Source organism: Limnohabitans sp., from assembly GCF_031538885.1.
Classification (GTDB): Bacteria; Pseudomonadota; Gammaproteobacteria; order Burkholderiales; family Burkholderiaceae_C; genus Limnohabitans.
On record NZ_JAVKLW010000138.1, the window covers coordinates 1 to 24,660 of the forward strand.

The following is a 24,660-nucleotide window of genomic DNA, read 5'->3' on the forward strand; positions in this document are numbered from 1 at the left end:
GAAACCGTGACGGATGAGGAATTGACTATGATTGAAAACCGATTGAATCACCGCCCCAGAAAGCGACTAGGATTCAAGACACCTCACGAGGTATTCCATGCCTCGTTAAAGCGTGTTGCACTTCGTCCTTGAATCCGCCTAATCAATGCAGGCGTCAAAGCCGAGTTCATTTACCACGTAATCGCACTTGTCTTTGCCACCTGCAATGCCCACCACGCGGCAACCGCGTGCTTTGATCAAGGCGCCATAGGCGCTGCCCACGGCCCCGCTGGCTGCGCTGACGGTGACGGTCTCGCCCGCTTTAGGGTTGATGATCTTCACCAAGCCATACCAAGCTGTGACGCCAGGCATACCCACCGCGCCTAGGTAGTAGCTCAAGGGCACATGGGTGGTGTCCACACGGCGCAGCATGCCCACGGCGTTGCCATCGACCACGCTGTAGAGCTGCCAGCCGCCCATGCCCACGACTTTGTCGCCGGGGTTGAATTTGGGATGGCGACTTTCAACCACTTCACCCACGGTGCCGCCGATCATCACCTCGCCCAAGGGCTGAGGGGCTGCGTAGCTTTTGCTCTCGTTCATGCGGCCGCGCATGTAGGGATCCAAACTCAGGTAATGATGGCGCACCAGCACTTGGTTGTCTTGCAATGCGGGCGTTGCGGTGGATACCAGCTTGAAATTGCTTTCGGTAGCCTCGCCAGAGGGACGGTTGTCGAGCACGAGTTGTTGGTTTTGTGGCATGGGTTTGTCTCTTGTGTTTTGATGCGTGAAGGAAAAAATCAGTCGGTGAAAATTTCGTGCTGCTCGGGGCCTTTGGAGGCACCTGCTTCAGCGCGGCTGACGTACTTGAAGGTGCCCGTGGCGTGCGCGCAAGCGTTGCCCTCTGTGTCGAACACGGTGCCTTCGGTGAATGCCATGCTGCGTGTGCGATGGATGATGCGGCCCTTGCCAGTCAGCGTGCCGCGTGCGGGGCGCATGAACGAGGTTTTCATCTCAATCGTCACCACGCCAACGGCTTTATCCACACTGCGCGCGGCAGTGGCTAGCGTGACATCCAAAAGCGTCATCACAGCGCCACCGTGAGTGACGTTGAAAGAGTTCAGGTGTTCTGGCGCGGGGGTGTAACGAATTTCAGATTGCCCATTTTCGAGAAACACCATCTCAAATCCGAGGTGGTCTACAAAGGGGATGTAAGCTCCAAAACTTTCTTGCATGGCAAATCCGTTTTTAAAAAGCGTCTTCGGGTGTTTGCGCGCAGGTCATGTCGCGCGACTCCACCACTTTGAGCCAAGCACCGATTTTCGGCAATTCGTAATTGAAGAAGAAGTGCGAGGCCGCACGTCGCCCTAAATGGGCCGCATCTTGACCTTGACTGACGATCTCGACTTCGAGCCACATCCAAGCCAGCACCATGTGGCCAAAGGCTTGCATATAAGGCACCGCATTGGCCAGCGCCTCGCTGGGAACGCTGGTGCTCCAGGCCATTTTGGTGGCACGTCCCACACGTTGCAAGGCTTGTTCTAAATCATCCGCATGCGCCAAGAGTTGTGTGTTGTTGTGCTCGGTACCGTCTTGCACAGCGCGCTGTGCGGTGGCGTTGATGCGATCGGCCAGCAACCACAAACCACGGCCCTCCTCCATCAACACTTTGCGTCCCAACAAGTCCATGGCCTGAATACCGTGCGTACCTTCATGAATCATGTTGAGGCGGTTGTCGCGCCAATATTGCTCCACGGGGTAATCGCGGGTGTAGCCATAGCCCCCATGAATTTGAATGGCGAGTGAGTTGGCTTCCAAACACCATTCGCTGGGCCAGCTCTTGGCGATAGGCGTGAGCACTTCGAGCAACAAGCGGGCTTGGTTGGCGCTCTCGGCGTCACCCGTGTGCTGCTCGTCGACCAAGCGGGCGCAGTACAACTCCAGCGCCAAGGCGCCTTCGCCGTAAGCTTTTTGAGCCAGCAACATACGTTTCACGTCCGCGTGTTCGATGATGCGTACTTGTGGCGATGCCGCGTCTTTGCTGGCCGAGGTCATGGGGCGACCTTGTGGGCGGTTTTTGGCGTAATCGAGGGAGGCGTAGTAGCCTGCCAAGCCCAGCATGGTCGCGGCCATGCCCACACCAATGCGTGCTTCGTTCATCATGTGGAACATGCAGCGCAAGCCCTCGCTGGGTTTGCCGACAAGATAGCCAATGGCCCCAGCACCTTTGCCGTCGAGGCCTGCACCGCGCACGGGATACTTACCTTCGCCAAAGTTGAGCAACGTGCTGACGGTGCCACGCCAGCCACATTTGTGGTTCAAACCAGCCAGAGCCACGTCGTTGCGTTCGCCCGTCAATGCGCCTTGGGCATCAACCAGTTTCTTGGGCACCACAAACAGCGAAATGCCTTTGACGCCAGGAATGGTTTTGCCATCCGGCCCTGGGATTTTGGCCAGCACCAAATGAACGATGTTTTCGGTGAGTTCGTGGTCGCCCGCTGAGATCCACATCTTGTTGCCTTTGAGGCGATAGCGTGGGCCCAGTGGGTCGGCTTCGAACCCGTCACCATCGGGCATGGCGCGGGTGGCTATGTCGCTCAGCGATGAGCCCGCTTGGGGTTCAGACAAGCACATGGTGCCCGCCCAATCGCCGGCAAACTCTCTCAAGGCAAAGACTTCTTTTTGTTTCTCGGTGCCGTGCGCCATCAACAAATTGGCGTTGCCTACGGTCAACATGCCAGCCTCAATGCTGACCGAGGCGCAAGCAAAAAAGGCGTTGGCCGCAGACTCCACTGTGTAGGGCAGTTGCATGCCACCGATGTCGTAATCTTGTGCGGCGCTCAACATGCCGGAGGCGGCATAGGCTTCGCGGGCATCGTAGGTGGATTGGGGCAGCACCACATGCTCTCCGTCAAATTGCGGTTCTTCGATGTCGACGGTGCGGTTGAACGGCGCAAATTTGTCATGGGCGATGCGCTCGCAGGTATCGAGTACCGCATCAAAGGTGTCGCGGGAGTGGTTAGCGAAGCGTTCGCGTTGGTTCAAATTGCTGACTTGCAGCCAGTCGTGAAGTAGAAAATCAACCGTGGAACGCAGAGACATAAAATACCACTCAGGCTTTAGAGAAAGAACAGGCCAAGGGCTTCACGTCACCCTTGGCCTTTGACAAAGTCTGGATTTACAAGACTTCGAAGATGCCGCAAGCACCCATGCCGCCACCGATACACATGGTCACCGCCACGCGCTTGGCGCCACGGCGTTTACCTTCGATCAAGGCATGGCCGGTCAAACGTTGGCCGCTCACGCCGTAGGGATGCCCCAAGGCAATCGCCCCACCGTTGACATTCAAGCGATCAGCAGGGATGCCCAGTTTGTCGCGGCAATACAGCACTTGCACGGCAAAGGCTTCATTCAGCTCCCACAGATCAATGTCGTTGACGGTCAGGCCCAGGCGCTTCAACGCTTTGGGTACGGCGTACACAGGGCCAATGCCCATTTCGTCGGGCTCACAACCGGCAACGGCAAAACCTAGGAAGCGCCCCAGAGGCTTCAAACCGCGTTTGCTGGCCAACTCTTCGCTCATCACCACGCAAGCGCCGGCGCCGTCCGAGAACTGGCTGGCGTTGCCGGCGGTGATCAAGCCGCCTGGAATGGCGGAACGCAAGCCGCGAATGGCGTCCACGGTGGTTCCTTCGCGGATGCCTTCGTCACGGCTGACGGTGACTTGTTTGGTCATCATGCCCATGACTTTGTCGATCACCCCAGCTGTGACAGTGATGGGTGCAATTTCAGCGTCGAACAAACCAGCGGCTTGTGCGGCACAGGCCTTTTGTTGGCTGCCAGCACCATACTCGTCCATCACATCACGGCTGATGTTGTAGCGCTTGGCCACTTGCTCAGCGGTTTGCAGCATGTTCCAGTAGATCTCGGGCTTCTTCATCATCAAGTTGACGTCGCCCAACATGTGTTGGTTCATCTCTTGCTGGACGCATGAAATGCTCTCTACACCACCCGCCACATACACATCACCCTCACCCGCAATGATGCGTTGCGAGGCCAGTGCTATGGTTTGCAAACCAGACGAACAGAAACGGTTGACGGTCACACCCGACACAGAAATGGGGCAATCGGCCATGAGCGCGATTTGACGTGCGATGTTGGCGCCAGTCGCCCCTTCGGGGTTGGCGCAACCCATGATGACGTCTTCGACTTCACCAGCCTCAATGCCAACGCGCGCAATGGCATGTTTCACGGCATGGCCACCCAATGTGGCACCGTGGGTCATGTTGAAAGCACCTTTCCAGCTCTTGGCGAGCGGGGTGCGAGCGGTAGAAACGATGACAGCGTTGGTCATAGGTAATCCTTAATTCGGTTTCAGTTGAAGGTCTGGCCTTCGGCGGCGAGCTTGGCCAGCAAGGGGGCTGGTTTCCAGAACTCGGCGTCATCGAGGGGGTTGGTGGCAAAGCGGTTCATCGCTTGCACCACGTTGAACAGACCCACCTGGTCGGCGTACAGCATGGGGCCGCCACGGTAGATCGGGAAGCCGTAACCAGTGATGTAGACCATGTCGATGTCGCTGGCCTTGGAGGCAATGCCTTCTTCCAAAATGTGCGCAGCTTCGTTCACGAGCGAGAACACCAAGCGCTGCACGATTTCTTCGTCGCTGATCTTGCGGGGTGTGATGCCCAGACTGGCGCGGTGCTTGACGATCATGGTTTCCACCTCTTTGTTCGGGATGGCGTCACGTTTGCTTGCTTGGTAGTCGTACCAGCCAGCACCCGTTTTTTGACCGTAGCGGCCCATCTCGCACAACAAGTCAGCGGTTTTGCTGTACTTCATGTTGGGCTTTTCTTGATAACGACGCTTGCGGATGGCCCAGCCAATGTCGTTGCCAGCCAAATCGCCCATGCGGAATGGGCCCATAGCGAAACCAAACTTTTCAATGGCTTTGTCCACTTGCTGTGGGGTACAGCCTTCTTCGAGCAAGAAGCCGCCTTGACGACCGTACTGTTCAATCATGCGGTTGCCGATGAAGCCATCGCACACGCCAGACACCACGGCAGTTTTCTTGATTTTCTTCGCCACAGCCATGACGGTGGCCAGCACATCGCTGGCCGTGGCCACGCCACGCACCACTTCGAGCAGCTTCATCACGTTGGCAGGGCTGAAAAAATGCATGCCCACCACGTCTTGTGGACGCTTGGTGAAGTTGGCCATTTGGTTCACGTCGAGTGTGGAGGTATTGGAGGCCAAGATGGCGCCGGGCTTCATCACTGCGTCGAGTTGTTTGAAGACGGCCTCTTTGACGCCCATTTCTTCAAACACGGCTTCAATCACCATGTCAGCGTCTTTGATGTCGTCGTAGCTCAAGGTGGTGGTCAGCAAAGCCATACGCTGCGCGTATTTGTCTTCTTTGAGCTTGCCCTTTTTGACTTGGGCTTCGTAGTTTTTCTTGATCGTGGCAATGCCGCGGTCCAGAGCTTCTTGCTTCGTTTCGAGCATCTTGACGGGGATGCCGGCGTTCAAGAAGTTCATGGTGATACCGCCACCCATGGTGCCCGCACCGATCACAGCGACTTGTTTGATGTCGCGTGTGGGTGTGGTTTCTGGCACGTCTGGAATCTTCGATGCAGCGCGTTGCGAGGTGAATAAGTGGCGCAAGGCGCGGCACTCGGGTGTCCACATGAGGTTGATGAATATCTCACGTTCGAAGACCATGCCGTCGTCAAACTTCTTCTTGGTCGCGGCTTGCACAGCATCCACGCACTTGGGTGGCGCAGGATAGTTTTTGGCCATGCCTTTGACCATGTTGCGCGTGAACTGGAAGTACGCGTCGCCTTGAGGGTGCTTGCAAGGCAAGTCACGCACGCGGGGCAAGGGGCGCACATCGGCCATGGAACGGGCGAAGGCCAAGGCTTCGTCCATCAAGGACTCTGGCGAGGCAGCCATCTGGTTGAACAATTTTTGGCTGGTCAACATAGCAAGCATTTCGCTTTTGATGGCTTCACCGCTGACGATCATGTTCAGCGCGGCTTCGACGCCCAACACGCGTGGCAACCGCTGTGTACCGCCCGCACCAGGAATCAAACCAATCTTGACTTCGGGCAAAGCGATGCTGGCACCGGGTGCGGCAATGCGGTAATGGCAACCGAGGGCCAATTCCAAACCACCGCCCATCGCCACAGAGTGAATGGCTGCCACCACGGGTTTGCTGCAGTTTTCGATCAACAAAATCACGCTCAGTAGATTGGGTTCTTGAATCGCTTTGGGAGAGCCAAATTCGCGAATGTCGGCTCCGCCTGAAAAAGCTTTGCCCTGGCCGGTCACGACGATGGCTTTGACCGCGGCGTCAGCCACGGCCTTGTTGACGCCATCGGCAATGGCTTGACGTGTGGACAAACCCAGACCGTTGACCGGTGGGTTGTTCAATGAAATTACGGCCACGTCGCCGTGAACTTTGTAGTTTGCACTCATGCGGGTTCCTTGTTGGGGCTATGTTGGGACAAGAAAAAAGAAGCATCTTTCTTTTTTGGCGCTAGATCAAATCTCCAGCCATTCGCGTCGCGTATAGGCGTCGGCTCGTAATTCGGCAGGGGTGCCTGAAAACACAATGCTGCCGTGGCCCATGACCAACACGCGGTCAGAGATGCCCATGGCAATCGTGAGCTTTTGCTCAATCAGCAGCACCGAAATGCCACGTGCTTTGAGGGCTTGTAAATACTCTCCGACGAGCTCGACAATCTTGGGCGCCAAACCCTCTGTGGGCTCGTCGATGATGATCAGGTCAGGGTCGCCCATGAGGGTGCGACACAGGGTGAGCATTTGTTGTTCGCCTCCCGACATCACGCCTGCCTCGGTGTGCTGACGCTCTTTGAGGCGCGGGAACATGGCATACATGTCATCGAAAGACCAACGGCTACCTTCGCCCTTGCCTTTTTGGCCCAGCAACAGGTTTTGATGCACCGTCAGCGCCGGGAAAATGTCACGACTCTCAGGGACATAGCCCAGCCCTAAATGAGCAATTTGGTAGGCCTTTTTATCGAGGATTGATTCACCCTTCCAGTCGATGTGGCCCTTGCAATCGACCAAGCCCATGATGCTGCGCGCCGTGGTGGAACGGCCTGAACCGTTGCGGCCCAACAGCGACACAATTTCACCGGGCTGCATGTCGAACGACACACCACGTAAGACATGGCTCTTGCCGTAAAAAGCGTGAAGATTTTCTATGTGAAGCATGCGGTGTTTCTCGCGCTGTCGTGTCCGTCGCTCAGCCGTGGGCTTGAGATTGGGCCACGGCTGAGCCCAAATAAGCCTCTTGCACTTTCGCATTGACGCGAACTGCCTCGGGGGTGTCAAAGGCAATCACTTCACCATAGACCACCACAGCGATCTTGTCGGCCAAACCAAACACCACACCCATGTCGTGCTCAACGGTCAACAAGGTTTTGCCCTCGGTAACTTCACGGATGAGTTGAATGAATCGCTTGGTTTCGCTTTTGCTCATGCCCGCTGTGGGTTCGTCGAGCAAGATGACGTCTGCGCCGCTGGCAGTGGTGATGCCAATCTCCAGAGCGCGTTGCTCTGCGTAGGTGAGGTTCATGGCCAACATATCGCGCTTCTTGTCAAGACGAATCTCTTCCATCATTTTTTCAGCAGCGTCATTGGCATCTTCAAGATCAGCTAAGAATTTGAAGAAGGTGTACTTGTAGCCTAGCTTCCACAGCACGGCGCAACGCAGGTTTTCAAACACACTCAACTTCGGGAAGATGTTGGTGATTTGAAAACTGCGCGACAAACCGAGGCGGTTAATCTCAAAAGGCTTTTTGTGGTCAATGCGGTGCTCACCCAGCCAAATCTCACCGCTGCTGGGTTCAAGCCGTCCGCTGATCAGGTTGAACAGGGTCGATTTGCCAGCGCCGTTGGGGCCAATGATGCCCACGCGTTCGCCAGATTGCAGGGCTAAATTCACGCCTCGGATGATTTCGGTCTTGCCGAAATTCTTGCGTACGTCTTTGAGTTTGAGGGCGATCACAGGGCCTCCCGGCGTTTGATTTCTTTTTCGATGAACACCTGCGCCTCATCCCAATCGTGGACATATTGGCGTCTGGCCAACTCAAACAGACCCAAGCCAGTGAGCATGACAAATGCAGAACCAAACCAGCTGTTGAGCGAATCAGCGTTGAGCTGCACCCCTGCAAACTTCAATTCAGGCCCGAGCGCTGCGTTGAGTTGCAAGTGGTAAACCATTTCGATCATGGCCGCTGCACCTGCCAGCGCCATCAAGGCGGTGCCAGCCAAACCGACGTAGTCCACCCACATTTTCCGTAATCGACCAAAGGCTGCCAAGCGCAAATTCATCATCAACAAACTGGCAATTCCGCCGGGTGCAAACATCACCATGAACAAGAAGATCAAGCCCAAATACAGCAGCCACGCTTTGGTGAACTCCGACAGCAGCACAAAAGCCAGCACCATCAACACGGCACCGATGAGGGGGCCAAAGAAGAAGGTTGCGCCGCCTAAGAAGGTGAACAACAGGTAAGCGCCAGAGCGTCCTGCACCCACCACCTCAGCGGTGACGATCTCAAAGTTCACCGAGGCCAAGCCACCGGCAATGCCTGCAAAAAATCCAGCAATGATGAACGACAAGTAGCGCACATGTTGTGTGTTGTAGCCAATGAATTCAACACGCTCGGGGTTGTCACGCACAGCATTGAGAATGCGCCCCAAAGGCGTGCGTGTGAAGGCATACATCAAGGCCACACAGACCAGGGTGTAGACAGCGGTGAGGTAATAGACCTGCACAGGCGGGCCGTAGGTGATGCCCCAAAACGCTTGACCCATCACGCGGTTGCCAGACACGCCGGCTTCACCACCGAAGAACTCCGAAAACATCAGCGACATGGCAAACACCAATTCGCCTATGCCCATGGTGATCATGGCGAAGGTGGTGCCCGACTTGCGCGTGGTCACGTAGCCGAAAAAAACTGCAAAGAACATGCCGCCAATCCCGCCCACCAGTGGAATGAGTGTGACGGGAATGTTCAAACTGCCGCTGCTCACTGCATTCAATGCGTGCATGGCAACGTAAGCGCCAAGGCCTGTGTACACCGCATGGCCAAAACTGAGCATGCCGCCCTGCCCCAACAACATGTTGTAGGACAAGCAAGCAATCATGGCGCCCCCCATTTGGGTCAGCATGGTGATGGACAAATTGCTGGTGAACACCAAGGGCGACACCACCAAGAGCAGCGTGAACAATCCCCAAGTGACCCAACGGGCCACGTTGTAGGGCTTGAATTCGTACTGTTTTTTGGTCAATGCCATAGTCTTAAGTCTCGCGAGTGCCCAACAGACCCTTGGGTCGGAAAATCAAAATCAACACCAAAAATAAGTACGGCAAGATCGGAGCGATCTGTGACAACGTGAGTTTCAAGATCGAGTTGTTCTGCAAAGCGCTGCTCAGTTGCCAGCCAAAGCCTTGCATCAGCGACACCAGCGAACTGTCAAATGCCACCGCAAAGGTTTGTACTACCCCAATCAACACCGATGCCAAGAATGCACCGACCAAAGAGCCCATACCACCAACGACGACAACCACGAAAATGACAGGCCCCACCGCTGCGGCCATGGCAGGCTCGGTGACAAATGTGCTGCCGCCAATGACGCCGGCTAAACTAGCCAAGCCGATCCCCACACCAAAGACCATCATGAACACTCGCGGCACGTTGTGCCCCAAGGCTTCGACAGCTTCCGGATGTGTCAGTGCCGCCTGAATGATCAAGCCCACACGGGTGCGCTTGAGCAAGAGCCACGAGCCAACCATCATCATCAAGGCCACCAGCATCATGAAGCCGCGGGTGGCAGGAAATGGTGAGCACACCACACGCACCGCCGCATCGGCAGCGCTGCATAACTCCGGCGCGGCAGCCCCCCATACCAAGGACAAACCATTCAAGGAGTGTTGCATCAAGGTGAAGGCTGGGCCTTGCAAGGACGGTGGCGGCGCAAATTCGATGGACGTACGACCCCAGACCAGTTGCACCACCTCTAACACGATGTAGGACAGCCCAAAGGTGACCAGCAATTCAGGCACATGCCCAAACTTGTGAACGCGGCGCAAGCACAAACGCTCGAACATCGCGCCCAAGCCGCCCACCAAAAACGGCGCCACGAACAAGGCCACCCAAAAGCCTAAAAGGCTGTTGAGTGTGTAGCCAATGTAGGCACCAATCATGTAGAAACTGGCGTGCGCAAAGTTAAGCACACCCATCATGCTGAAAATCAGCGTCAAGCCTGAGCTGAGCATGAACAACAGCAAGCCGTAGCTCATGCCGTTGAGCATGGAGATGAAAAAAAACTCCATGGATGAACCTGTTCTCCCTAAACCTCACAAGACGGAGTGCCAAACTGGCTTGGCGCTCCGTCACCGATGACCGCTTAGCCAGGGCGTTTCATTTGGCAACTTGTTGGTGTGCTGGCAACGTACGATTCAAACGTTTTCACTGGCGCCAAAGTCATGCCCGTGTTTTCTGGGCTGTAGGGATACTTTTTGTCTGCCTTTTGCCATACCGCCAAGTACAGAGGTTGCTGCAATTGATGGTCGGTTTTACGCATTTCAACTTCGCCATTGAAGCTGTTGAACTTCAGGCCTTCAAGTTCTGCAGCCACTTTGACTGGATCGGTCGATTTGGCTTTGGCCATTGACTGTCCCAGCGCGTTGAACACGTGGACCACGGCGTTGGTGTAGAAGTCGTCTTTGAACTTGGCATTGAATTCAGCCGCCCATTTGTCGTTCTGACCGCCCATGTTGTAGTGGGCATAGCCAATTTGGTAGACGCGTCCTTCGCCGCCCTTGCCCAGCGCCGTTGGGGTACCTGTCACGTTGATGTAGTAGGTGTAGAACTTGCCGTTGTATCCACCTTCGTTGGCAGCTTTGACCAACAAAGCCAAGTCTGAGCCCCAGTTACCTGTGATCACCGTGTCTGCGCCAGACGCTTTGATCTTGGCAATGTACGGAGCGAAGTCGCGCACTTGAGCCAAGGGATGCAGGTCTTCACCCACGATCTGAACATCAGGGCGCTTGCGACTCAAATTCTCTTTGGCGAATTTGGCAACTTGGTGGCCGTGTGAGTAGTTCTGGTTGAGCAAGTAGACTTTTTTAACATCCTTTTGATCGGCCATGAAGGTGGTCAACGCTTCCATCTTCATGGAGGTGTCGGCATCAAAGCGGAAGTGCCAGTAGCTGCACTTGCTGTTGGTGAAATCAGGGTCTACCGCGGCGTAGTTCAGGAACAAGATTTCCTTGCCAGGGTTGCGTTCGTTGTGTTTGTTGACCGCCTCAATCAAAGCACCAGCCACCGATGAACCGTTGCCCTGGACGATGTAGCGCACGCCTTGATCCATGGCGGCTTTGAGGGCGTTCAAGCTCTCCGCAGGGCTGAGCTTGTTGTCGAACGGCACCATTTCAAACTTCACCTTTGCGGGGTTGGTGGCGTTGAATTTTTCGGCGAAGAACTGGAAGGACTTGATTTGGTTGGAGCCAACCGTACCCATCAAACCAGATAGCGGATCGATCCAGCCAATTTTGACAGTCTCACCGACCTGCGCAAAAGCTGCGACGCCAGCGGTCACCAAGACGGCAGTGGCGATGAGGTTGCGTACAAATTTCATGGTTATCTCCTTTGAAGTTTTAATGATTCAAAACCAAATTTCTCGGTTTAGCCCTGCGCCGCAACCCTGTCTGATTTACTTTGCAGCTTGTTCAACGCACTCAAATAGGCTTTCGCAGAAGCCACCACGATGTCTGGGTCTGAACCCACACCGTTCACAACACGACCACTGTTTTGCAAGCGCACGGTCACCTCACCTTGGCTCTCTGTCGACCCACTGATCGCATTGACAGAATACAACACCATTTCAGCACCACTCTTGATATGCGATTCAATCGCTTTCAAAGACGCATCAACCGGACCGTTCCCATCGGAGTCACCCTTGACCTCTTTGCCACCAACGGTAAAGACCACGCTCGCATGCGGACGTTCACCCGTTTCACTGTGCTGCGACAAAGACACAAAGGCAAACTGTTCACTCGCATTACTGACATACTCTGCGCTCACCAACGCCAAGATATCTTCATCAAAAATCTCGCTCTTGCGATCTGCTAACTCTTTGAACTTAGCAAAGGCGGCATTGATATCCGCTTCACTGTCCATCTGAACACCCAAGTCTTCCAAGCGCTGTTTGAACGCATTGCGCCCACTGAGTTTTCCAAGCACGATTTTGTTGGCACTCCAACCTACATCTTCGGCTCGCATGATTTCGTAGGTGTCGCGCGCCTTGAGTACACCGTCTTGGTGAATGCCAGACGCATGTGCAAAAGCGTTCGCCCCCACTACCGCCTTATTGGGCTGCACCACAAACCCTGTAGTTTGGCTCACCATGCGGCTTGCCGACACAATTTGTTGGGTGTCAATATTCAAATCGAGATCGAAATAGTCACGACGGGTTTTAATCGCCATCACCACCTCTTCTAATGAGCAGTTGCCTGCGCGTTCGCCCAAGCCGTTGATCGTACACTCTACCTGACGTGCGCCACCAATCTTGACCCCCGCCAAAGAGTTGGCCACGGCCATGCCCAAATCGTTGTGACAGTGCACAGACCAAATGGCTTTGTCGCTGTTAGGTACACGTTCGCGCAAGGTTTTGATGAAATTGCCATACAGCTCAGGAATCGCGTAACCCACGGTGTCTGGGATGTTGATCGTGGTGGCACCTTCAGCAATCACAGCCTCGACCACGCGGCACAAAAAGTCCATCTCGCTGCGATAGCCGTCTTCTGCACTGAACTCGATGTCCCCCACTAAATTGCGTGCAAAACGCACCGATTGTTTGGCTTGCTCCAGCACCTGCTCAGGCGACATACGCAACTTCTTTTCCATGTGCAAAGGCGATGTGGCAATGAAGGTGTGGATGCGTGCGCGATTCGCACCTTTGAGGGCCTCTGCAGCACGGCTGATGTCACGGTCGTTAGCGCGTGACAACGAGCAAATGGTGGAGTCTTTGATGGCGTTGGCGATGCCTTGTACAGCCTCAAAATCTCCATTAGAGCTTGCAGCAAAACCAGCCTCAATGACATCAACCTTCAACCGCTCCAACTGCCGAGCAATGCGCAGTTTCTCATCGCGCGTCATGGATGCGCCTGGCGACTGCTCGCCGTCGCGCAAAGTGGTGTCAAAAATGATGAGCTTGTCGGTCATGGTCAGGACTCCTAAATTTCTAAAAAACTGGCAACGTTTGGTGTAGCCCCAAAGCAAAAGGCCCGCTGCGTGTGCATACGGGCCTTGTTTGGGTTTGCGCGTGCGCTACCAACTCCGCCCGTTGGGGGATAGAAGCAGTAGAGCCAGCGAAAAATTTCTCATGTACCGAATTTAGCACAAAGCCAAAACCTTTACAGCGCTGGGTGTCTTATTTGTGCAAGCCCGCTTCATCGGGTTCGTCGGTCGAAGTGCTGATCATGCTGGTCTGCAAACCCTTGGCGCGTCGCCAGGCATACAACACATAGCCACTCAAGCCATAAATCATGAACAAGGCAAACAACACAATCGGCGGATGAATATTAATCACCGCAATCACCAATGCCAACATCACGATGACAGCAAACGGCACACTCTGCTTCATTTGCACATCTTTGAAACTATAAAACGGCACATTCGTCACCATGGTCAAACCCGAATACAAACACATCGCAAACATCGGCCACATCACTTCGGTGCCTTGATAGCCCGTATCGTTCATCAGCCAAATAAAGCCCATCACCAAAGCAGCAGCAGCAGGCGACGGTAAACCTTGAAAGAAACGCTTATCCACTACCGTGGTATTCACGTTAAAACGCGCCAATCGCAAAGCCGCACAAGAGATGTAAACGAAGGCGGCCATCCAGCCCCAACGCCCAGCCCCTTTCAAGGCCCATTCATAAGAAATTAAAGCAGGTGCAGCACCGAAGGACACCATGTCGGCCAGTGAATCCATTTGCTCGCCAAACGCACTTTGCGTATTGGTCATGCGCGCGACACGACCATCCAAGCTGTCGAGCACCATGGCACAAAACACGCCCATAGCTGCCATTTCAAAGCGACCATTCATAGCCATAACGATGGCATAAAAACCGCCAAACAAGGCCGCCAAAGTGAATAAATTGGGCAAGACATAAATGCCTTTACGGGGCTTGCGTGGCAAAAACTCGTCTGGTTGATCTTGTTTTTCTGACATTCTTTCAGCTCCGAAAAGTAGGCTTAGAGTGTAGCGCCGCGTCAAGCGCACACAAAAATGACAAAGGCCACCGAAGTAGCCTTTGTCACGGCAAAAAGCGAATGGCTTAGTTGCGAGTTTGGTCAACCAACTTGTTCTTGGAAATCCAAGGCATCATGGCGCGCAATTTGGAACCCACAGTTTCAATCGCATGCTCGGCGTTCAAGCGGCGACGCGCAGTCATGCTTGGATAGTTGGTTTTACCTTCCAAGATGAACATCTTGGCGTACTCACCTGTTTGGATGCGCTTCAACGCGTTGCGCATGGCTTCGCGTGATTGTTCGTTGATCACTTCGGTACCGGTCACATACTCACCGTACTCTGCATTGTTAGAGATGGAGTAGTTCATGTTGGCGATGCCACCTTCGTACATCAAGTCAACAATCAGCTTCAACTCGTGCAAGCACTCGAAATAAGCCATTTCTGGTGCGTAGCCCGCTTCGGTCAAGGTTTCGAAACCCATCTTCACCAATTCCACTGCGCCACCGCACAACACGGCTTGCTCACCGAACAAGTCGGTTTCTGTTTCTTCTTTGAAGTTGGTTTCGATGATGCCGCCTTTACCACCACCGTTGGCCATCGCGTAGCTCAGGGCCAAGTCACGGGCTTTGCCAGACTTGTCTTGATACACAGCGATCAAAGAGGGCACACCGCCACCTTTGAGGTACTCAGAACGCACCGTGTGGCCTGGGCCCTTGGGCGCAACCATGATCACGTCCAAGTCAGCACGGGGGATGACTTGGTTGTAATGCACGTTGAAGCCGTGGGCAAAAGCCAAGGTGGCACCTTGCTTCATGTGCGGGGCGATGTTGTTGTTGTACACCTCGGGGATGTTTTCATCTGGCAACAAGATCATGACCACGTCAGCGGCCTTGACCGCATCGTTGACTTCCATCACGTTCAAGCCCGCTTTGGCCACCTTGTCCCATGAAGCACCACCTTGACGCAAACCGACCACGACTTTGACGCCGCTTTCATTCAAGTTTTGCGCGTGTGCGTGGCCTTGTGAGCCGTAGCCAATGATGGCTACGGTTTTGCCTTTGATCAGGGACAGATCACAATCTTTGTCGTAAAAAACTTTCACGGGGTTCTCCTAAAAAATACGTTGAAAAGGGTTTGAATTTAAACGCGCAAGATGCGCTCACCGCGGCCAATGCCACAAGCGCCCGTGCGAACAGTTTCAAGAATTGCGCTGCGGTCAATCGCCTCTAAGAACGCATCGTTCTTAGACAAGTCGCCCGTCAACTCAATGGTGTAGCTCTTCTCGGTCACATCAATGATGCGGCCACGGAAGATGTCGGCCATGCGTTTCATCTCTTCACGCTCTTTGCCTACGGCACGCACTTTTACCAGCATCAGCTCACGTTCTGTGTACGCACCTTCGGTCAAATCGACCACTTTGACGACCTCAATCAAACGGTTCAAATGCTTGGTGATCTGCTCAATCACTTCGTCTGAGCCATGCGTTTGAATCGTCATGCGCGACAAACTGGCGTCTTCGGTCGGTGCCACAGTGAGAGATTCAATGTTGTAGCCACGAGCAGAGAACAAACCCACCACGCGCGACAAAGCGCCAGGTTCGTTTTCGAGCATCAGGGAAATGATGTGTTTCATGTTGTCATCCGTCCCGTTCACAGGTCTTCGCTGCCAAGCAGCATTTCGGTGATGCCCTTACCGGCCTTGACCATCGGGAACACGTTCTCAGAAGGATCTGTACGGAAGTCAATGAATACCGTGCGATCTTTGAGCTTGCGTGCTTCACGCAGTGCGGGCTCAACATCCTCAGGACGCTCAATCAACATGCCCACATGGCCATAGGCCTCAGCCAGCTTCACAAAGTCAGGCAAAGCGTCCATGTAGCTGCTGCTGTAACGGCCTTCGTATTCAATCTCTTGCCATTGGCGCACCATGCCGAGATATCGGTTATTGAGCGCCAAAACTTTGATCGGCGTGTTGTATTGAAAACAAGTCGACAGCTCTTGGATACACATTTGTACCGAACCCTCACCTGTCACACAAAACACCTCACTATCAGGCTTAGCCAATTTGATGCCCATGGCATAAGGAATGCCCACACCCATGGTTCCCAAGCCACCCGAGTTGATCCAGCGACGTGGCTCATCAAAGCCGTAGTACTGTGCAGCCCACATCTGGTGCTGCCCCACGTCTGAGGTGATGTAGGTGTCAGCGCCCTTTGTCATGTTGTGAAGTGTTTCAATGACGTATTGCGGCTTGATCACCTCGCTATTGCCACGGTCGTACTTCAAGCAATCGCGCTTGCGCCATGCTTCAATGGTTTCCCACCAGCCGCTCAATGCTGCAGCATCTGGCTTCAAGCCAGATTCTTTGATCATGTCAATCATCTCGACCAACACGTCTTTCACATCACCCACGATAGGAATATCCACCTTCACGCGCTTAGAAATACTAGAAGGGTCGATATCGATGTGAATAATCTTGCGTTCGTTTTGCGCAAAGTGTTTGGGATTACCAATCACGCGGTCATCAAAACGTGCGCCAACAGCCAACAACACATCGCAGTTTTGCATCGCATTGTTCGCTTCAATCGTGCCGTGCATGCCCAACATACCCAAGAACTTCGGCGCACTTGCGGGATACGCGCCTAAGCCCATCAAGGTATTGGTCACGGGGTAACCCAACATATCCACAAGGGTACGAAGCTCTTGCGACGCATTGCTCAACAACACGCCACCACCGGTGTAAATGTAAGGACGCTTGGCAGACATCAATAACTGCAAAGCCTTGCGGATTTGACCACCATGCCCTTTACGTACAGGGTTATACGAGCGCATCTGCACTTCCGCTGGATAGCCCTCATAAGCTGTCTTCTTGAAAGACACATCTTTGGGAATATCCACCACGACAGGGCCTGGTCGGCCACTGCGTGCGATGTGAAAAGCTTTCTTCATGGTCAGCGCCAAATCGCGAACGTCTTTGACTAAGAAATTGTGTTTCACGATTGGGCGCGTGATACCGATGGTGTCGCACTCTTGAAAAGCATCTAAGCCAATCGCATGTGTTGGCACCTGCCCCGTGATGATCACCATGGGAATGCTGTCCATGTATGCCGTCGCAATGCCAGTCACTGCATTGGTGGCCCCAGGACCGGAAGTGACCAACGCCACACCCACGTCCCCCGTAGCACGCGCATAGCCATCGGCGGCATGCACTGCGGCTTGCTCATGGCGAACCAACACGTGTTGAATCGTTTTTTGGTTATATAGCGCGTCGTAAATATAAAGAACTGAGCCGCCGGGATAGCCCCAAATGTGCTTGACATTTTCAGCTTGCAGCGCCTTCACGAGAATCTCGGCACCCATCAGTTCTTGTGCTTGACCGCCAGCAGCGGTTCCGGAATGCGATTCCGGCTTTGTATTGTCCATATTTGTACCTTTTAACCTGAGTGAATTTCGTCAACGAAAAACCTTGGGTGCTTCTTTGCGAACCCTCGTGGGGCAGCATCAAAACTTTGGACCTTCAGCCATAGACGCATGGTTCGCGCCGGACCCAGACCCGTTTGCCTTTTTTGTCGAATGCAGGCACTGATTATGACACCAACCCAAACCCGATTCAGCCTTGGGTATGCAATCGCACGTTGCAAGTGCCATAATCGCGCCCGATTCAACCTTGAACTCCTCGCCAGTGGCCACCGAACAAGAACTGTCAGACTTCCTCAAAAGCATTGAGAAACGAGCCTTCAAGCGCTCGGTCTATCACGTTCGCGATGATGAAGCGGCGCTCGACATCGTTCAAGACAGCATGATGAAACTCGCTGAATACTATGGCGACAAGCCCGCTTCAGAACTTCCCATGCTGTTCCATCGAATCCTATCGAACACCACGTTAGACTGGTTTCGCCGCAACAAGACCCGCAAAGCGCTGTTTAGCAATTTCAGCGACTTCTACTCTGACAAAGACGAAGGCGAAGGCGAATTTGACCTTTTAGAGGCATTGACTCTCGACAATGACAGTCAAACCACGCAAAGTGCAGAAGATAACTTTGCCAGCATTGCCAATGTCCACGACATCGAAGAAGAAATACAAAATTTGCCAGCACGTCAACGAGAAGCCTTCCTGCTGCGTTATTGGGAGGACTTCGACGTTTCCGAGACTGCTGCTGCGATGGGCTGCTCCGAAGGAAGCGTCAAAACACACTGCTCGCGGGCTGTTCTGGCGCTCAGCAAAGCGCTTCAATTAAAAGGAATTCAACCATGACACATACCGCAAAGGCCCACGACGAGTTTGGTTTGCGCATTGCTGCCCAACTGAATTCAGCCACCTTAGAGCTACCGCACGACATTTCAGAGCGTTTGCGCGCTGCACGCACACGTGCCGTGGCAGCACGTCTCAAGCCACAAACACGTTTGCAAACCAGCGCAGCCGTAGCTCAACAAAACGGGGCTGCTCTGCTCCACTTTGGTGGTGATGAGGGCTTAAACATCTGGAGTCGTTTAGCCTCCTTATTGCCGCTGATTGCCTTGATCACTGGCTTGGCCCTCATCCAAAACATCATGGATGATGACCGTGCCAGTGAATTGGCGGAAGTTGACTCCGCCTTGCTCATCGACGACTTGCCACCAGCGGCCTACGCTGACCCTGGGTTCCTTCAATTCTTGAAAAACCCCATCACCGACACCAAGGACTGAGATTTAAATGTCATTGTCACGCGTCATCACGGTCAAGCTCGCAGCCCTGCTACTCGTCAGCGGGTCTGCCTTGCTCGCCACGGAATTGGCGGGTGCACAAGCGTCATCGGTTGCAGCAGCCAAACCAATGCCGAACTTGCCCGGTCGCCCGCTCTGGATGGACTTGACCGAAAATCAGCAACAAGCACTCTCACCCTTGGCCCAGTTATGGCCAACAATGAACGAGCCACACAAACGCAAATGGCTGGCCGTCTCACAAAACTTCTCGCAACTGTCGGCTGACGAACAAAACACCCTGCAAAGCCGCATGCGCGAATGGGCTGCGCTCAGCCCGCAGCAACGTTCGGCTGCACGCTTGAATTTCGCAGGCGCGCAACAACTGCCACAAGAAGACAAAAAAGCCAAATGGGAGGCCTACCAAGCTCTCTCGCCCGAAGCAAAGCAAAAACTTGCCTCGCAGCGAAGTCAGCCTATGGTGGGTGCTGCGCCTGCCGTCAAGCCCATCGCCCCCTCCAAGCTTGCCACACCGCCCACAGCGAGTGCGAACAAAACACTGCCTCGCATCGCCTCCGATCAAGCGGCACCGGCCACCCTTCTGCCAACACCCCTCAGCACCATCGCAGCGCCTCTGAGTCCGCCAGCGCCTGAAAGCACCACCACACCCCAATGACTTCGGATTTGACAGCCCCCAGCCTGCGTCGCCGTATGGCTTGCTGGGCCTACGAAGGATTGCTCTTGTTTGGTGTGTTATTCATCTCAGGCTATCTCTTTAGCACACTCAGCCAGTCCCGCCACGCACTCGACAACCGCCACGGTTTGCAAGCCTTCCTCTTTCTCGTGATCGGCATTTACTTCACTTGGTTCGGTCACAAAGGTCAAACCTTGGCTATGAAAACATGGCATATCCGCTTGGTTGACACCACGGGCCAAGTGCTCTCTCAAAAACGCGCCTTGCTGCGCTATGTGCTGAGTTGGGTTTGGTTCATTCCGCCGTTGGCTGCACTCACCCCCTTCAGCCTGTCTGCTAGCGAAACAATTCTCTTGTTTTTAGGCTGGGTGGCTGTTTGGGCCTTGCTTAGTCGCCTTCACCCAGAACGCCAGTTTTGGCATGACGCCCTCGCAGGCACCCGCTTGGTCAGCGCGGAGCTCCTGAGCTGATGACGCTCAGCCATTACAGTTAGCGTATGCCTGCAAATCTACAAAAAAACAGAACGGGGCTCAGCCGTGTCTGGCACGCCTTCGGCTACTCGCTTTCCGGCTTAAAAGCCGCTTGGTTCGAAAAGGCCTTTCGTCAAGAAGCCATCGGGGCCTTTGCCCTCATCCCTATGGCGTTTTACGTTGGTAATACCTGGCTTGAGACTGCGCTACTAGCAGGCACGGTCGTGTTAGTCATGGTGGTCGAGTTGCTCAACACCGCCATTGAATCTGCCATCGACCGCATTGGTCCCGAATGGCACGAACTCGCCAAACGCGCCAAAGACACCGGCAGTGCCGCCGTGCTCCTGAGCTTATTGCTGTGCATCGCTGTTTGGGCCGCGGCCTTCTACGCCAAGTTATTCAGCGCTTGATACCCCCATGAACAAGCCTGCATTTTCAGTTTGCGTCTACTGCGGCTCTCGTAACGGGGCACTACCCGCCTATGCCGATGTGGCTCAAAAAGTCGGCACATGGATTGGTCAACACAGCGGTCAGTTGGTCTATGGTGGCGGCAACAACGGCTTGATGGGCCTCGTCGCCCAAGCCACAGCCGATGCTGGTGGTCGCGTCGTCGGCATCATCCCCAAGGCGCTACAAACCCAAGAGAACACACGCACCGCCTGCACCGAGCTACACGTGGTCGACACCATGCATGAGCGCAAACGCATGATGGCGGAACGTGCCGATGTGTTCTTGGCACTGCCCGGTGGCATTGGCACCTTTGAAGAGTTCTTCGAAGTGTGGACTTGGCGTCAACTCGGCTACCACGACAAACCCATTGGACTGCTCAACACCCAAGGCTATTACGATGGTTTGCTGCAATTTGCTAGCCATAGCGTCGCTCAGGGCTTCTTGAACGACTGGCAAATGGACCTCATTCGCAGCGGCACCGAACCCAAAACCTTGCTCCAAGAATTAGTGCAAGCCGCAGGCTTTGCCCCAGCGCCCAAGCTAGCAGCGCTCTAAGCACCTCGCCACAAAAAAGCCGCAGCCCTTTCAGGCTGCGGCTTTTGCATTGGAGCGACGAAACTTAAATCGCTGTTTCGTCCAGCTCACCCGTGCGGATGCGCACGACGCGCTCCACTGGGGTGATGAAAATTTTGCCGTCTCCAATCTTGCCCGTGCGGGCAGCGCGCACGATGGCGTCGACGCAGTTGTCCACGTCACTGGCTTTGACCGTCACTTCAATTTTCACCTTCGGCAAAAAATCAACCACGTACTCGGCACCACGGTACAACTCGGTATGGCCTTTTTGACGCCCAAAACCTTTGACCTCCGTCACGGTCAAGCCCGTCACACCACACTCGGCCAAGGCTTCGCGCACCTCTTCGAGTTTGAATGGTTTGATAACAGCGGTGATTTGCTTCATGGTTCGAGTCCTTGGGGTTCAATGAAAAGGCCTGTGATCAGGCGCGAAACTTATTGGTTATAGGATAACGCCAATCTTTGCCAAAACTACGGTGTGTCACACGAATCCCTACCGGAGATTGGCGGCGTTTGTACTCATTGAAACGAATCAAACGCGTCACCTTCTCCACATCGGCGCGCTCAAAGCCAGCTGCCATGATCTCGTCCGAGCTTTGGTCGTTCTCCATGAAACGCGCAATGATCTCGTCCAACACCTCATACGGCGGCAAACTGTCTTGGTCGGTTTGGTCGGGGCGCAACTCGGCACTGGGCGGGCGTGTGATGATGCGCTCTGGAATCGGATTTGCGCCCGTTCCATACGGGTCATGCGCATTGCGCCAACGGGCCAGTTTGAACACCAAGGTCTTGGTCACATCCTTGAGCACAGCAAAACCACCCGCCATATCGCCATACAAAGTGCAGTAGCCCGTTGCCATCTCGCTCTTATTGCCCGTGGTCAACACAATTGACCCAAACTTGTTCGACAAGGCCATCAGCAATGTGCCACGAATACGCGCTTGAATGTTCTCTTCGGTGGTATCAGGTGTCGTCCCTTCAAAGTCCGCTTTCAGTGAGTCCGAAAACGCCTCGAACTCGGGAACGATCGACATCTCGTTATAACGAACACCCAAGCGCTGAGCCATCTCACGCGCATCCACCCAACTGATCTCTGCCGTGTAAGGCGACGGCATCATCACCGTTCGCACCTTGTTTGCGCCCAGCGCGTCCACGGCAATCGCCAGCACCAAGGCCGAATCAATACCGCCCGACAAGCCCAACAACGCACTGGGAAAACCGTTCTTGCCGATGTAATCGCGCACCCCCCACACCAAGGCATGCCACAAGTCAGCTTCGAGTGCGCCATCTTCGACCACTTCGCCCGACAGATGAATCGCCGGCGCGTCGAAGCGTGACACCGGCTGAGTGACCAAGTTTCGCGCCACCTCCACGGTAAACGCCGTCACTTCAAAACTAGGTGCACGAGCGGCGAGCGCCCCATCAGCATTGAACGCAAACGAACGCCCCTCAAACACCACCTCATCTTGCCCACCCACCAAATGTGCGTAAATCAAAGGCAAGCCCGTGGCTTGCACACGCCCACGCATGGCTTGCTCGCGTTCGTCGCCTTTGCCCACATGGAACGGCGAAGCATTGATGACAGCCAGCAACTCAGCCCCTTCGGCTTTGGCATCCTGCGCGGGCGCATCAAACCAAGCGTCCTCGCAAATCAACAGACCAACCTTCACCCCGCTCACCTCAAACACGCAAGGCTTGTCGCCAGCCACGAAATAGCGGCGCTCATCAAACACTTGGTAATTGGGCAGTTCACGCTTGGCATACGTTGCCGCCACTTGGCCTTCGGACAGCACACTTGCCATATTGAAGCGACACTGCACCGACACCGAACGTGTGCGCTCGCCCCCACCCGAGGGGTGACCCACCACCACATGCAAGCCCTTTAACCCGCTCAGAGCGGTGGACACCGTTTTCAGTGCATCATCACAGGCCTTGATGAATGAGGGCCGCAAAAACAAATCCTCTGCTGCATAACCGCACAGCGACAACTCAGGCGTCAGCACCAAGCGGGCACCGTCGTGATAAGCCGTGGTGGCGCAATTGATGATTTTCTGGGAGTTCCCCGCCATGTCACCCACTACGAAATTCAACTGAGCAACACAAATTTTGAGAGTCATGGCAGCAGGCACGTGTCCAAAGTAAAACAGGTCTAAAAAAGCAAATGGATTATCTCATCCGCGTCTACACCAGCCCGATCGACATCCCCGCACAAGACTGGGATGCATTGCTCGCAAAGCAAGATGCGCCCTCGCCCTTCATGCAGCACGCCTACTTGGCCGCCCTGCACACCAGCGGCAGCGCCACACCCGACACGGGATGGACACCCCAATTCACCACACTCTGGCAGGGCGACACCTTGGCCGCTGCGAGTGCGCTCTACATCAAAGCCCACTCCTACGGCGAGTATGTATTTGACTGGGCTTGGGCCAACGCCTATGCAGACCATGGTCTGAGCTACTTCCCCAAAGCCACCTGTGCTGTCCCCTTCACGCCCGTGCCTGGATCGCGCTTGTTAGCCATCGACGCGGCGGCCCGTCAAGCACTGCTTCAGGCCATGCTGGATGTTGCCAAGCAGCACCAGCTCTCCTCGCTCCACCTCTTGTTCACCAACCCTGACGACCGCGCCGCGTGCGACGCGTTGGGCCTGCTGCAGCGCCAAACCGTTCAATTCCATTGGCACAACCACACACCGCAAGGCCAAGGCTTTGACAACTTCGACGTCTTCTTGGCCAGCCTCTCGCAAGAGAAACGCAAAAAAATCAAACAAGAACGCCGCCGTGTAGCCGATGCAGGCGTCATATTTCGCACCTCGGTGGGCGAAGCCATCAGCAGCGAAGACTGGTGCTTTTTCTACCAGTGCTACGAACGCACCTACCTCGAACACGGCAACGCCCCCTACCTCAACCGCGCCTTCTTTGAACACATGCAGCGCGACATGCCGAACAACTGGGTGCTGTTTGTGGCCGAGCGCGAAGGCCAGCCCATTGCCAGCAGCTTGGTGGCCGTGCAGGGCCTAGGCACCCGCGACGCCGTGGCCTATGGCCGCTACTGGGGCGCACTCGAGCGCGTGGACTGCCTGCACTTTGAGGCCTGCTACTACCAGCCGTTGAACTGGTGCATCGCCCATGGCGTACAGCGCTTTGAAGGCGGCGCCCAAGGCGAGCACAAAATGGCCCGCGCCCTCATGCCCGTGCCCACCTACAGCGCCCACTGGTTGGCCCACCCCGCCTTTGCCGATGCGGTGGAACGATTTCTTGAGCGGGAGTCGGCGGGCGTCAACCACTACCTCGACCACTTGGCCGAACGCAGCCCGTTCAAACGCCTAGAACTCCAATGAAAAAGCCCGCTTCAACAGCGGGCTTTTGGGTGGGACACACGCAAAAATTACTTGGCGGATTCAAGGACGAAGTGCAACACGCTTTAACGAGGCATGGAATACCTCGTGAGGTGTCTTGAATCCTAGTCGCTTTCTGGGGCGGTGATTCAATCGGTTTTCAATCATAGTCAATTCCTCATCCGTCAC

The 24,660-nt window shown here is 54.7% G+C and carries 23 protein-coding genes and 1 pseudogene; 7 read left to right on the plus strand and 17 right to left on the minus strand.

From position 1 onward, the window contains the following. Positions 1–141 precede the first annotated feature (141 nt). From RMS03_RS11280 to RMS03_RS11350, 15 genes and pseudogenes are all read right to left on the minus strand, one after another. Positions 142–741 (minus strand): annotated as a pseudogene (locus tag RMS03_RS11280) (NADP-dependent oxidoreductase); the annotation flags it as partial. 38 nt (positions 742–779) lie between these two features. Further along, on the minus strand, positions 780–1,214 hold the full coding sequence (locus RMS03_RS11285; RefSeq protein WP_310627149.1) for a PaaI family thioesterase: 435 nt from the start codon (positions 1,212–1,214) through the stop codon (positions 780–782). Between the two features lie 13 nt (positions 1,215–1,227). Further along, entirely contained in the window at positions 1,228–3,081 is a 1,854-nt protein-coding gene (locus RMS03_RS11290; protein WP_310627150.1) for an acyl-CoA dehydrogenase, read from the minus strand. A gap of 76 nt (positions 3,082–3,157) precedes the next feature. After that, entirely contained in the window at positions 3,158–4,333 is a 1,176-nt protein-coding gene (locus RMS03_RS11295; protein ID WP_310627151.1) for an acetyl-CoA C-acyltransferase, read from the minus strand. 20 nt (positions 4,334–4,353) lie between these two features. Next, positions 4,354–6,453 carry a 3-hydroxyacyl-CoA dehydrogenase NAD-binding domain-containing protein gene (locus RMS03_RS11300; protein WP_310627152.1) on the minus strand — a complete coding sequence of 700 codons (2,100 nt, stop codon included), beginning with the start codon at positions 6,451–6,453 and terminating at the stop codon, positions 4,354–4,356. Between the two features lie 66 nt (positions 6,454–6,519). Continuing rightward, positions 6,520–7,215 carry an ABC transporter ATP-binding protein gene (locus tag RMS03_RS11305; protein ID WP_310627153.1) on the minus strand — a complete coding sequence of 232 codons (696 nt, stop codon included), beginning with the start codon at positions 7,213–7,215 and terminating at the stop codon, positions 6,520–6,522. Between the two features lie 31 nt (positions 7,216–7,246). Beyond that, the gene (locus RMS03_RS11310; RefSeq protein ID WP_310627154.1) at positions 7,247–8,011 is read right to left on the minus strand and encodes an ABC transporter ATP-binding protein; all 765 of its coding nucleotides are present in this window, start codon (positions 8,009–8,011) and stop codon (positions 7,247–7,249) included. Next, positions 8,008–9,306: a branched-chain amino acid ABC transporter permease gene (locus RMS03_RS11315; protein WP_310627155.1), complete on the minus strand. Its 1,299-nt coding sequence runs from the start codon at positions 9,304–9,306 to the stop codon at positions 8,008–8,010. The genes RMS03_RS11310 and RMS03_RS11315 overlap by 4 nt, the downstream gene beginning before the upstream one ends. Positions 9,307–9,310: 4 nt before the next feature. Then, positions 9,311–10,345: a branched-chain amino acid ABC transporter permease gene (locus tag RMS03_RS11320; RefSeq protein ID WP_310627156.1), complete on the minus strand. Its 1,035-nt coding sequence runs from the start codon at positions 10,343–10,345 to the stop codon at positions 9,311–9,313. Positions 10,346–10,419: 74 nt separating this feature from the next. Continuing rightward, positions 10,420–11,652 carry a branched-chain amino acid ABC transporter substrate-binding protein gene (locus RMS03_RS11325; RefSeq protein WP_310627157.1) on the minus strand — a complete coding sequence of 411 codons (1,233 nt, stop codon included), beginning with the start codon at positions 11,650–11,652 and terminating at the stop codon, positions 10,420–10,422. 47 nt (positions 11,653–11,699) lie between these two features. Then, the gene (locus RMS03_RS11330) at positions 11,700–13,238 is read right to left on the minus strand and encodes a 2-isopropylmalate synthase (RefSeq protein WP_310627158.1); all 1,539 of its coding nucleotides are present in this window, start codon (positions 13,236–13,238) and stop codon (positions 11,700–11,702) included. Positions 13,239–13,446: 208 nt separating this feature from the next. Then, the gene (gene pssA, locus RMS03_RS11335; RefSeq protein ID WP_310627159.1) at positions 13,447–14,250 is read right to left on the minus strand and encodes a CDP-diacylglycerol--serine O-phosphatidyltransferase; all 804 of its coding nucleotides are present in this window, start codon (positions 14,248–14,250) and stop codon (positions 13,447–13,449) included. A gap of 106 nt (positions 14,251–14,356) precedes the next feature. Next, positions 14,357–15,373: a ketol-acid reductoisomerase gene (gene ilvC / locus RMS03_RS11340; protein WP_310627160.1), complete on the minus strand. Its 1,017-nt coding sequence runs from the start codon at positions 15,371–15,373 to the stop codon at positions 14,357–14,359. Between the two features lie 38 nt (positions 15,374–15,411). Beyond that, complete coding sequence (gene ilvN / locus RMS03_RS11345) at positions 15,412–15,903, minus strand: acetolactate synthase small subunit (RefSeq protein WP_104797333.1); 492 nt, start codon at positions 15,901–15,903, stop codon at positions 15,412–15,414. A 17-nt stretch (positions 15,904–15,920) separates the two neighbouring features. Continuing rightward, positions 15,921–17,693 carry an acetolactate synthase 3 catalytic subunit gene (locus RMS03_RS11350; protein ID WP_310627161.1) on the minus strand — a complete coding sequence of 591 codons (1,773 nt, stop codon included), beginning with the start codon at positions 17,691–17,693 and terminating at the stop codon, positions 15,921–15,923. Between the two features lie 259 nt (positions 17,694–17,952). On the opposite strand from RMS03_RS11350, the gene RMS03_RS11355 reads away from it, so the two are divergent. Genes RMS03_RS11355 through RMS03_RS11380 form a run of 6 tightly spaced genes read left to right on the plus strand, consistent with a single transcriptional unit; the run spans position 17,953 to position 21,119 of the window. Continuing rightward, positions 17,953–18,525, plus strand: a complete 573-nt coding sequence (locus tag RMS03_RS11355) for an RNA polymerase sigma factor (protein WP_310627162.1) — start codon at positions 17,953–17,955, stop codon at positions 18,523–18,525. Beyond that, positions 18,522–18,956: a DUF3619 family protein gene (locus tag RMS03_RS11360; protein WP_310627163.1), complete on the plus strand. Its 435-nt coding sequence runs from the start codon at positions 18,522–18,524 to the stop codon at positions 18,954–18,956. Before RMS03_RS11355 ends, RMS03_RS11360 begins: the two co-directional genes overlap by 4 nt. A 7-nt stretch (positions 18,957–18,963) precedes the next feature. Continuing rightward, complete coding sequence (locus tag RMS03_RS11365; RefSeq protein WP_310627164.1) at positions 18,964–19,626, plus strand: DUF3106 domain-containing protein; 663 nt, start codon at positions 18,964–18,966, stop codon at positions 19,624–19,626. Beyond that, positions 19,623–20,114: an RDD family protein gene (locus tag RMS03_RS11370; protein WP_310627165.1), complete on the plus strand. Its 492-nt coding sequence runs from the start codon at positions 19,623–19,625 to the stop codon at positions 20,112–20,114. The genes RMS03_RS11365 and RMS03_RS11370 overlap by 4 nt, the downstream gene beginning before the upstream one ends. 26 nt (positions 20,115–20,140) lie before the next feature. Further along, entirely contained in the window at positions 20,141–20,524 is a 384-nt protein-coding gene (locus tag RMS03_RS11375) for a diacylglycerol kinase (protein WP_310627166.1), read from the plus strand. Between the two features lie 7 nt (positions 20,525–20,531). Further along, positions 20,532–21,119 carry a TIGR00730 family Rossman fold protein gene (locus tag RMS03_RS11380; protein WP_310627167.1) on the plus strand — a complete coding sequence of 196 codons (588 nt, stop codon included), beginning with the start codon at positions 20,532–20,534 and terminating at the stop codon, positions 21,117–21,119. Between the two features lie 64 nt (positions 21,120–21,183). Here RMS03_RS11380 and RMS03_RS11385 read toward each other — a convergent pair whose 3' ends face one another. Further along, positions 21,184–21,522: a P-II family nitrogen regulator gene (locus tag RMS03_RS11385; RefSeq protein WP_310627168.1), complete on the minus strand. Its 339-nt coding sequence runs from the start codon at positions 21,520–21,522 to the stop codon at positions 21,184–21,186. A 37-nt stretch (positions 21,523–21,559) separates the two neighbouring features. After that, positions 21,560–23,254 carry an NAD+ synthase gene (locus tag RMS03_RS11390; protein WP_310627169.1) on the minus strand — a complete coding sequence of 565 codons (1,695 nt, stop codon included), beginning with the start codon at positions 23,252–23,254 and terminating at the stop codon, positions 21,560–21,562. A gap of 44 nt (positions 23,255–23,298) precedes the next feature. On the opposite strand from RMS03_RS11390, the gene RMS03_RS11395 reads away from it, so the two are divergent. Then, entirely contained in the window at positions 23,299–24,474 is a 1,176-nt protein-coding gene (locus tag RMS03_RS11395) for a GNAT family N-acetyltransferase (protein ID WP_310627170.1), read from the plus strand. Positions 24,475–24,660: the final 186 nt, after the last annotated feature.

Bases quoted from the DNA above. Each gene is read 5' to 3' on its own strand.
- RMS03_RS11285 (WP_310627149.1), bottom strand. From the start codon at position 1,214: ATGCAAGAAAGTTTTGGAGCTTACATCCCCTTTGTAGACCACCTCGGA.
- RMS03_RS11290 (WP_310627150.1), bottom strand. From the start codon at position 3,081: ATGTCTCTGCGTTCCACGGTTGATTTTCTACTTCACGACTGGCTGCAA.
- RMS03_RS11295 (WP_310627151.1), bottom strand. From the start codon at position 4,333: ATGACCAACGCTGTCATCGTTTCTACCGCTCGCACCCCGCTCGCCAAG.
- RMS03_RS11300 (WP_310627152.1), bottom strand. From the start codon at position 6,453: ATGAGTGCAAACTACAAAGTTCACGGCGACGTGGCCGTAATTTCATTG.
- RMS03_RS11305 (WP_310627153.1), bottom strand. From the start codon at position 7,215: ATGCTTCACATAGAAAATCTTCACGCTTTTTACGGCAAGAGCCATGTC.
- RMS03_RS11315 (WP_310627155.1), bottom strand. From the start codon at position 9,306: ATGGCATTGACCAAAAAACAGTACGAATTCAAGCCCTACAACGTGGCC.
- RMS03_RS11320 (WP_310627156.1), bottom strand. From the start codon at position 10,345: ATGGAGTTTTTTTTCATCTCCATGCTCAACGGCATGAGCTACGGCTTG.
- RMS03_RS11325 (WP_310627157.1), bottom strand. From the start codon at position 11,652: ATGAAATTTGTACGCAACCTCATCGCCACTGCCGTCTTGGTGACCGCT.
- RMS03_RS11330 (WP_310627158.1), bottom strand. From the start codon at position 13,238: ATGACCGACAAGCTCATCATTTTTGACACCACTTTGCGCGACGGCGAG.
- pssA (WP_310627159.1), bottom strand. From the start codon at position 14,250: ATGTCAGAAAAACAAGATCAACCAGACGAGTTTTTGCCACGCAAGCCC.
- ilvN (WP_104797333.1), bottom strand. From the start codon at position 15,903: ATGAAACACATCATTTCCCTGATGCTCGAAAACGAACCTGGCGCTTTG.
- RMS03_RS11350 (WP_310627161.1), bottom strand. From the start codon at position 17,693: ATGGACAATACAAAGCCGGAATCGCATTCCGGAACCGCTGCTGGCGGT.
- RMS03_RS11360 (WP_310627163.1), top strand. From the start codon at position 18,522: ATGACACATACCGCAAAGGCCCACGACGAGTTTGGTTTGCGCATTGCT.
- RMS03_RS11365 (WP_310627164.1), top strand. From the start codon at position 18,964: ATGTCATTGTCACGCGTCATCACGGTCAAGCTCGCAGCCCTGCTACTC.
- RMS03_RS11370 (WP_310627165.1), top strand. From the start codon at position 19,623: ATGACTTCGGATTTGACAGCCCCCAGCCTGCGTCGCCGTATGGCTTGC.
- RMS03_RS11375 (WP_310627166.1), top strand. From the start codon at position 20,141: ATGCCTGCAAATCTACAAAAAAACAGAACGGGGCTCAGCCGTGTCTGG.
- RMS03_RS11380 (WP_310627167.1), top strand. From the start codon at position 20,532: ATGAACAAGCCTGCATTTTCAGTTTGCGTCTACTGCGGCTCTCGTAAC.
- RMS03_RS11385 (WP_310627168.1), bottom strand. From the start codon at position 21,522: ATGAAGCAAATCACCGCTGTTATCAAACCATTCAAACTCGAAGAGGTG.
- RMS03_RS11390 (WP_310627169.1), bottom strand. From the start codon at position 23,254: ATGACTCTCAAAATTTGTGTTGCTCAGTTGAATTTCGTAGTGGGTGAC.
- RMS03_RS11395 (WP_310627170.1), top strand. From the start codon at position 23,299: ATGGATTATCTCATCCGCGTCTACACCAGCCCGATCGACATCCCCGCA.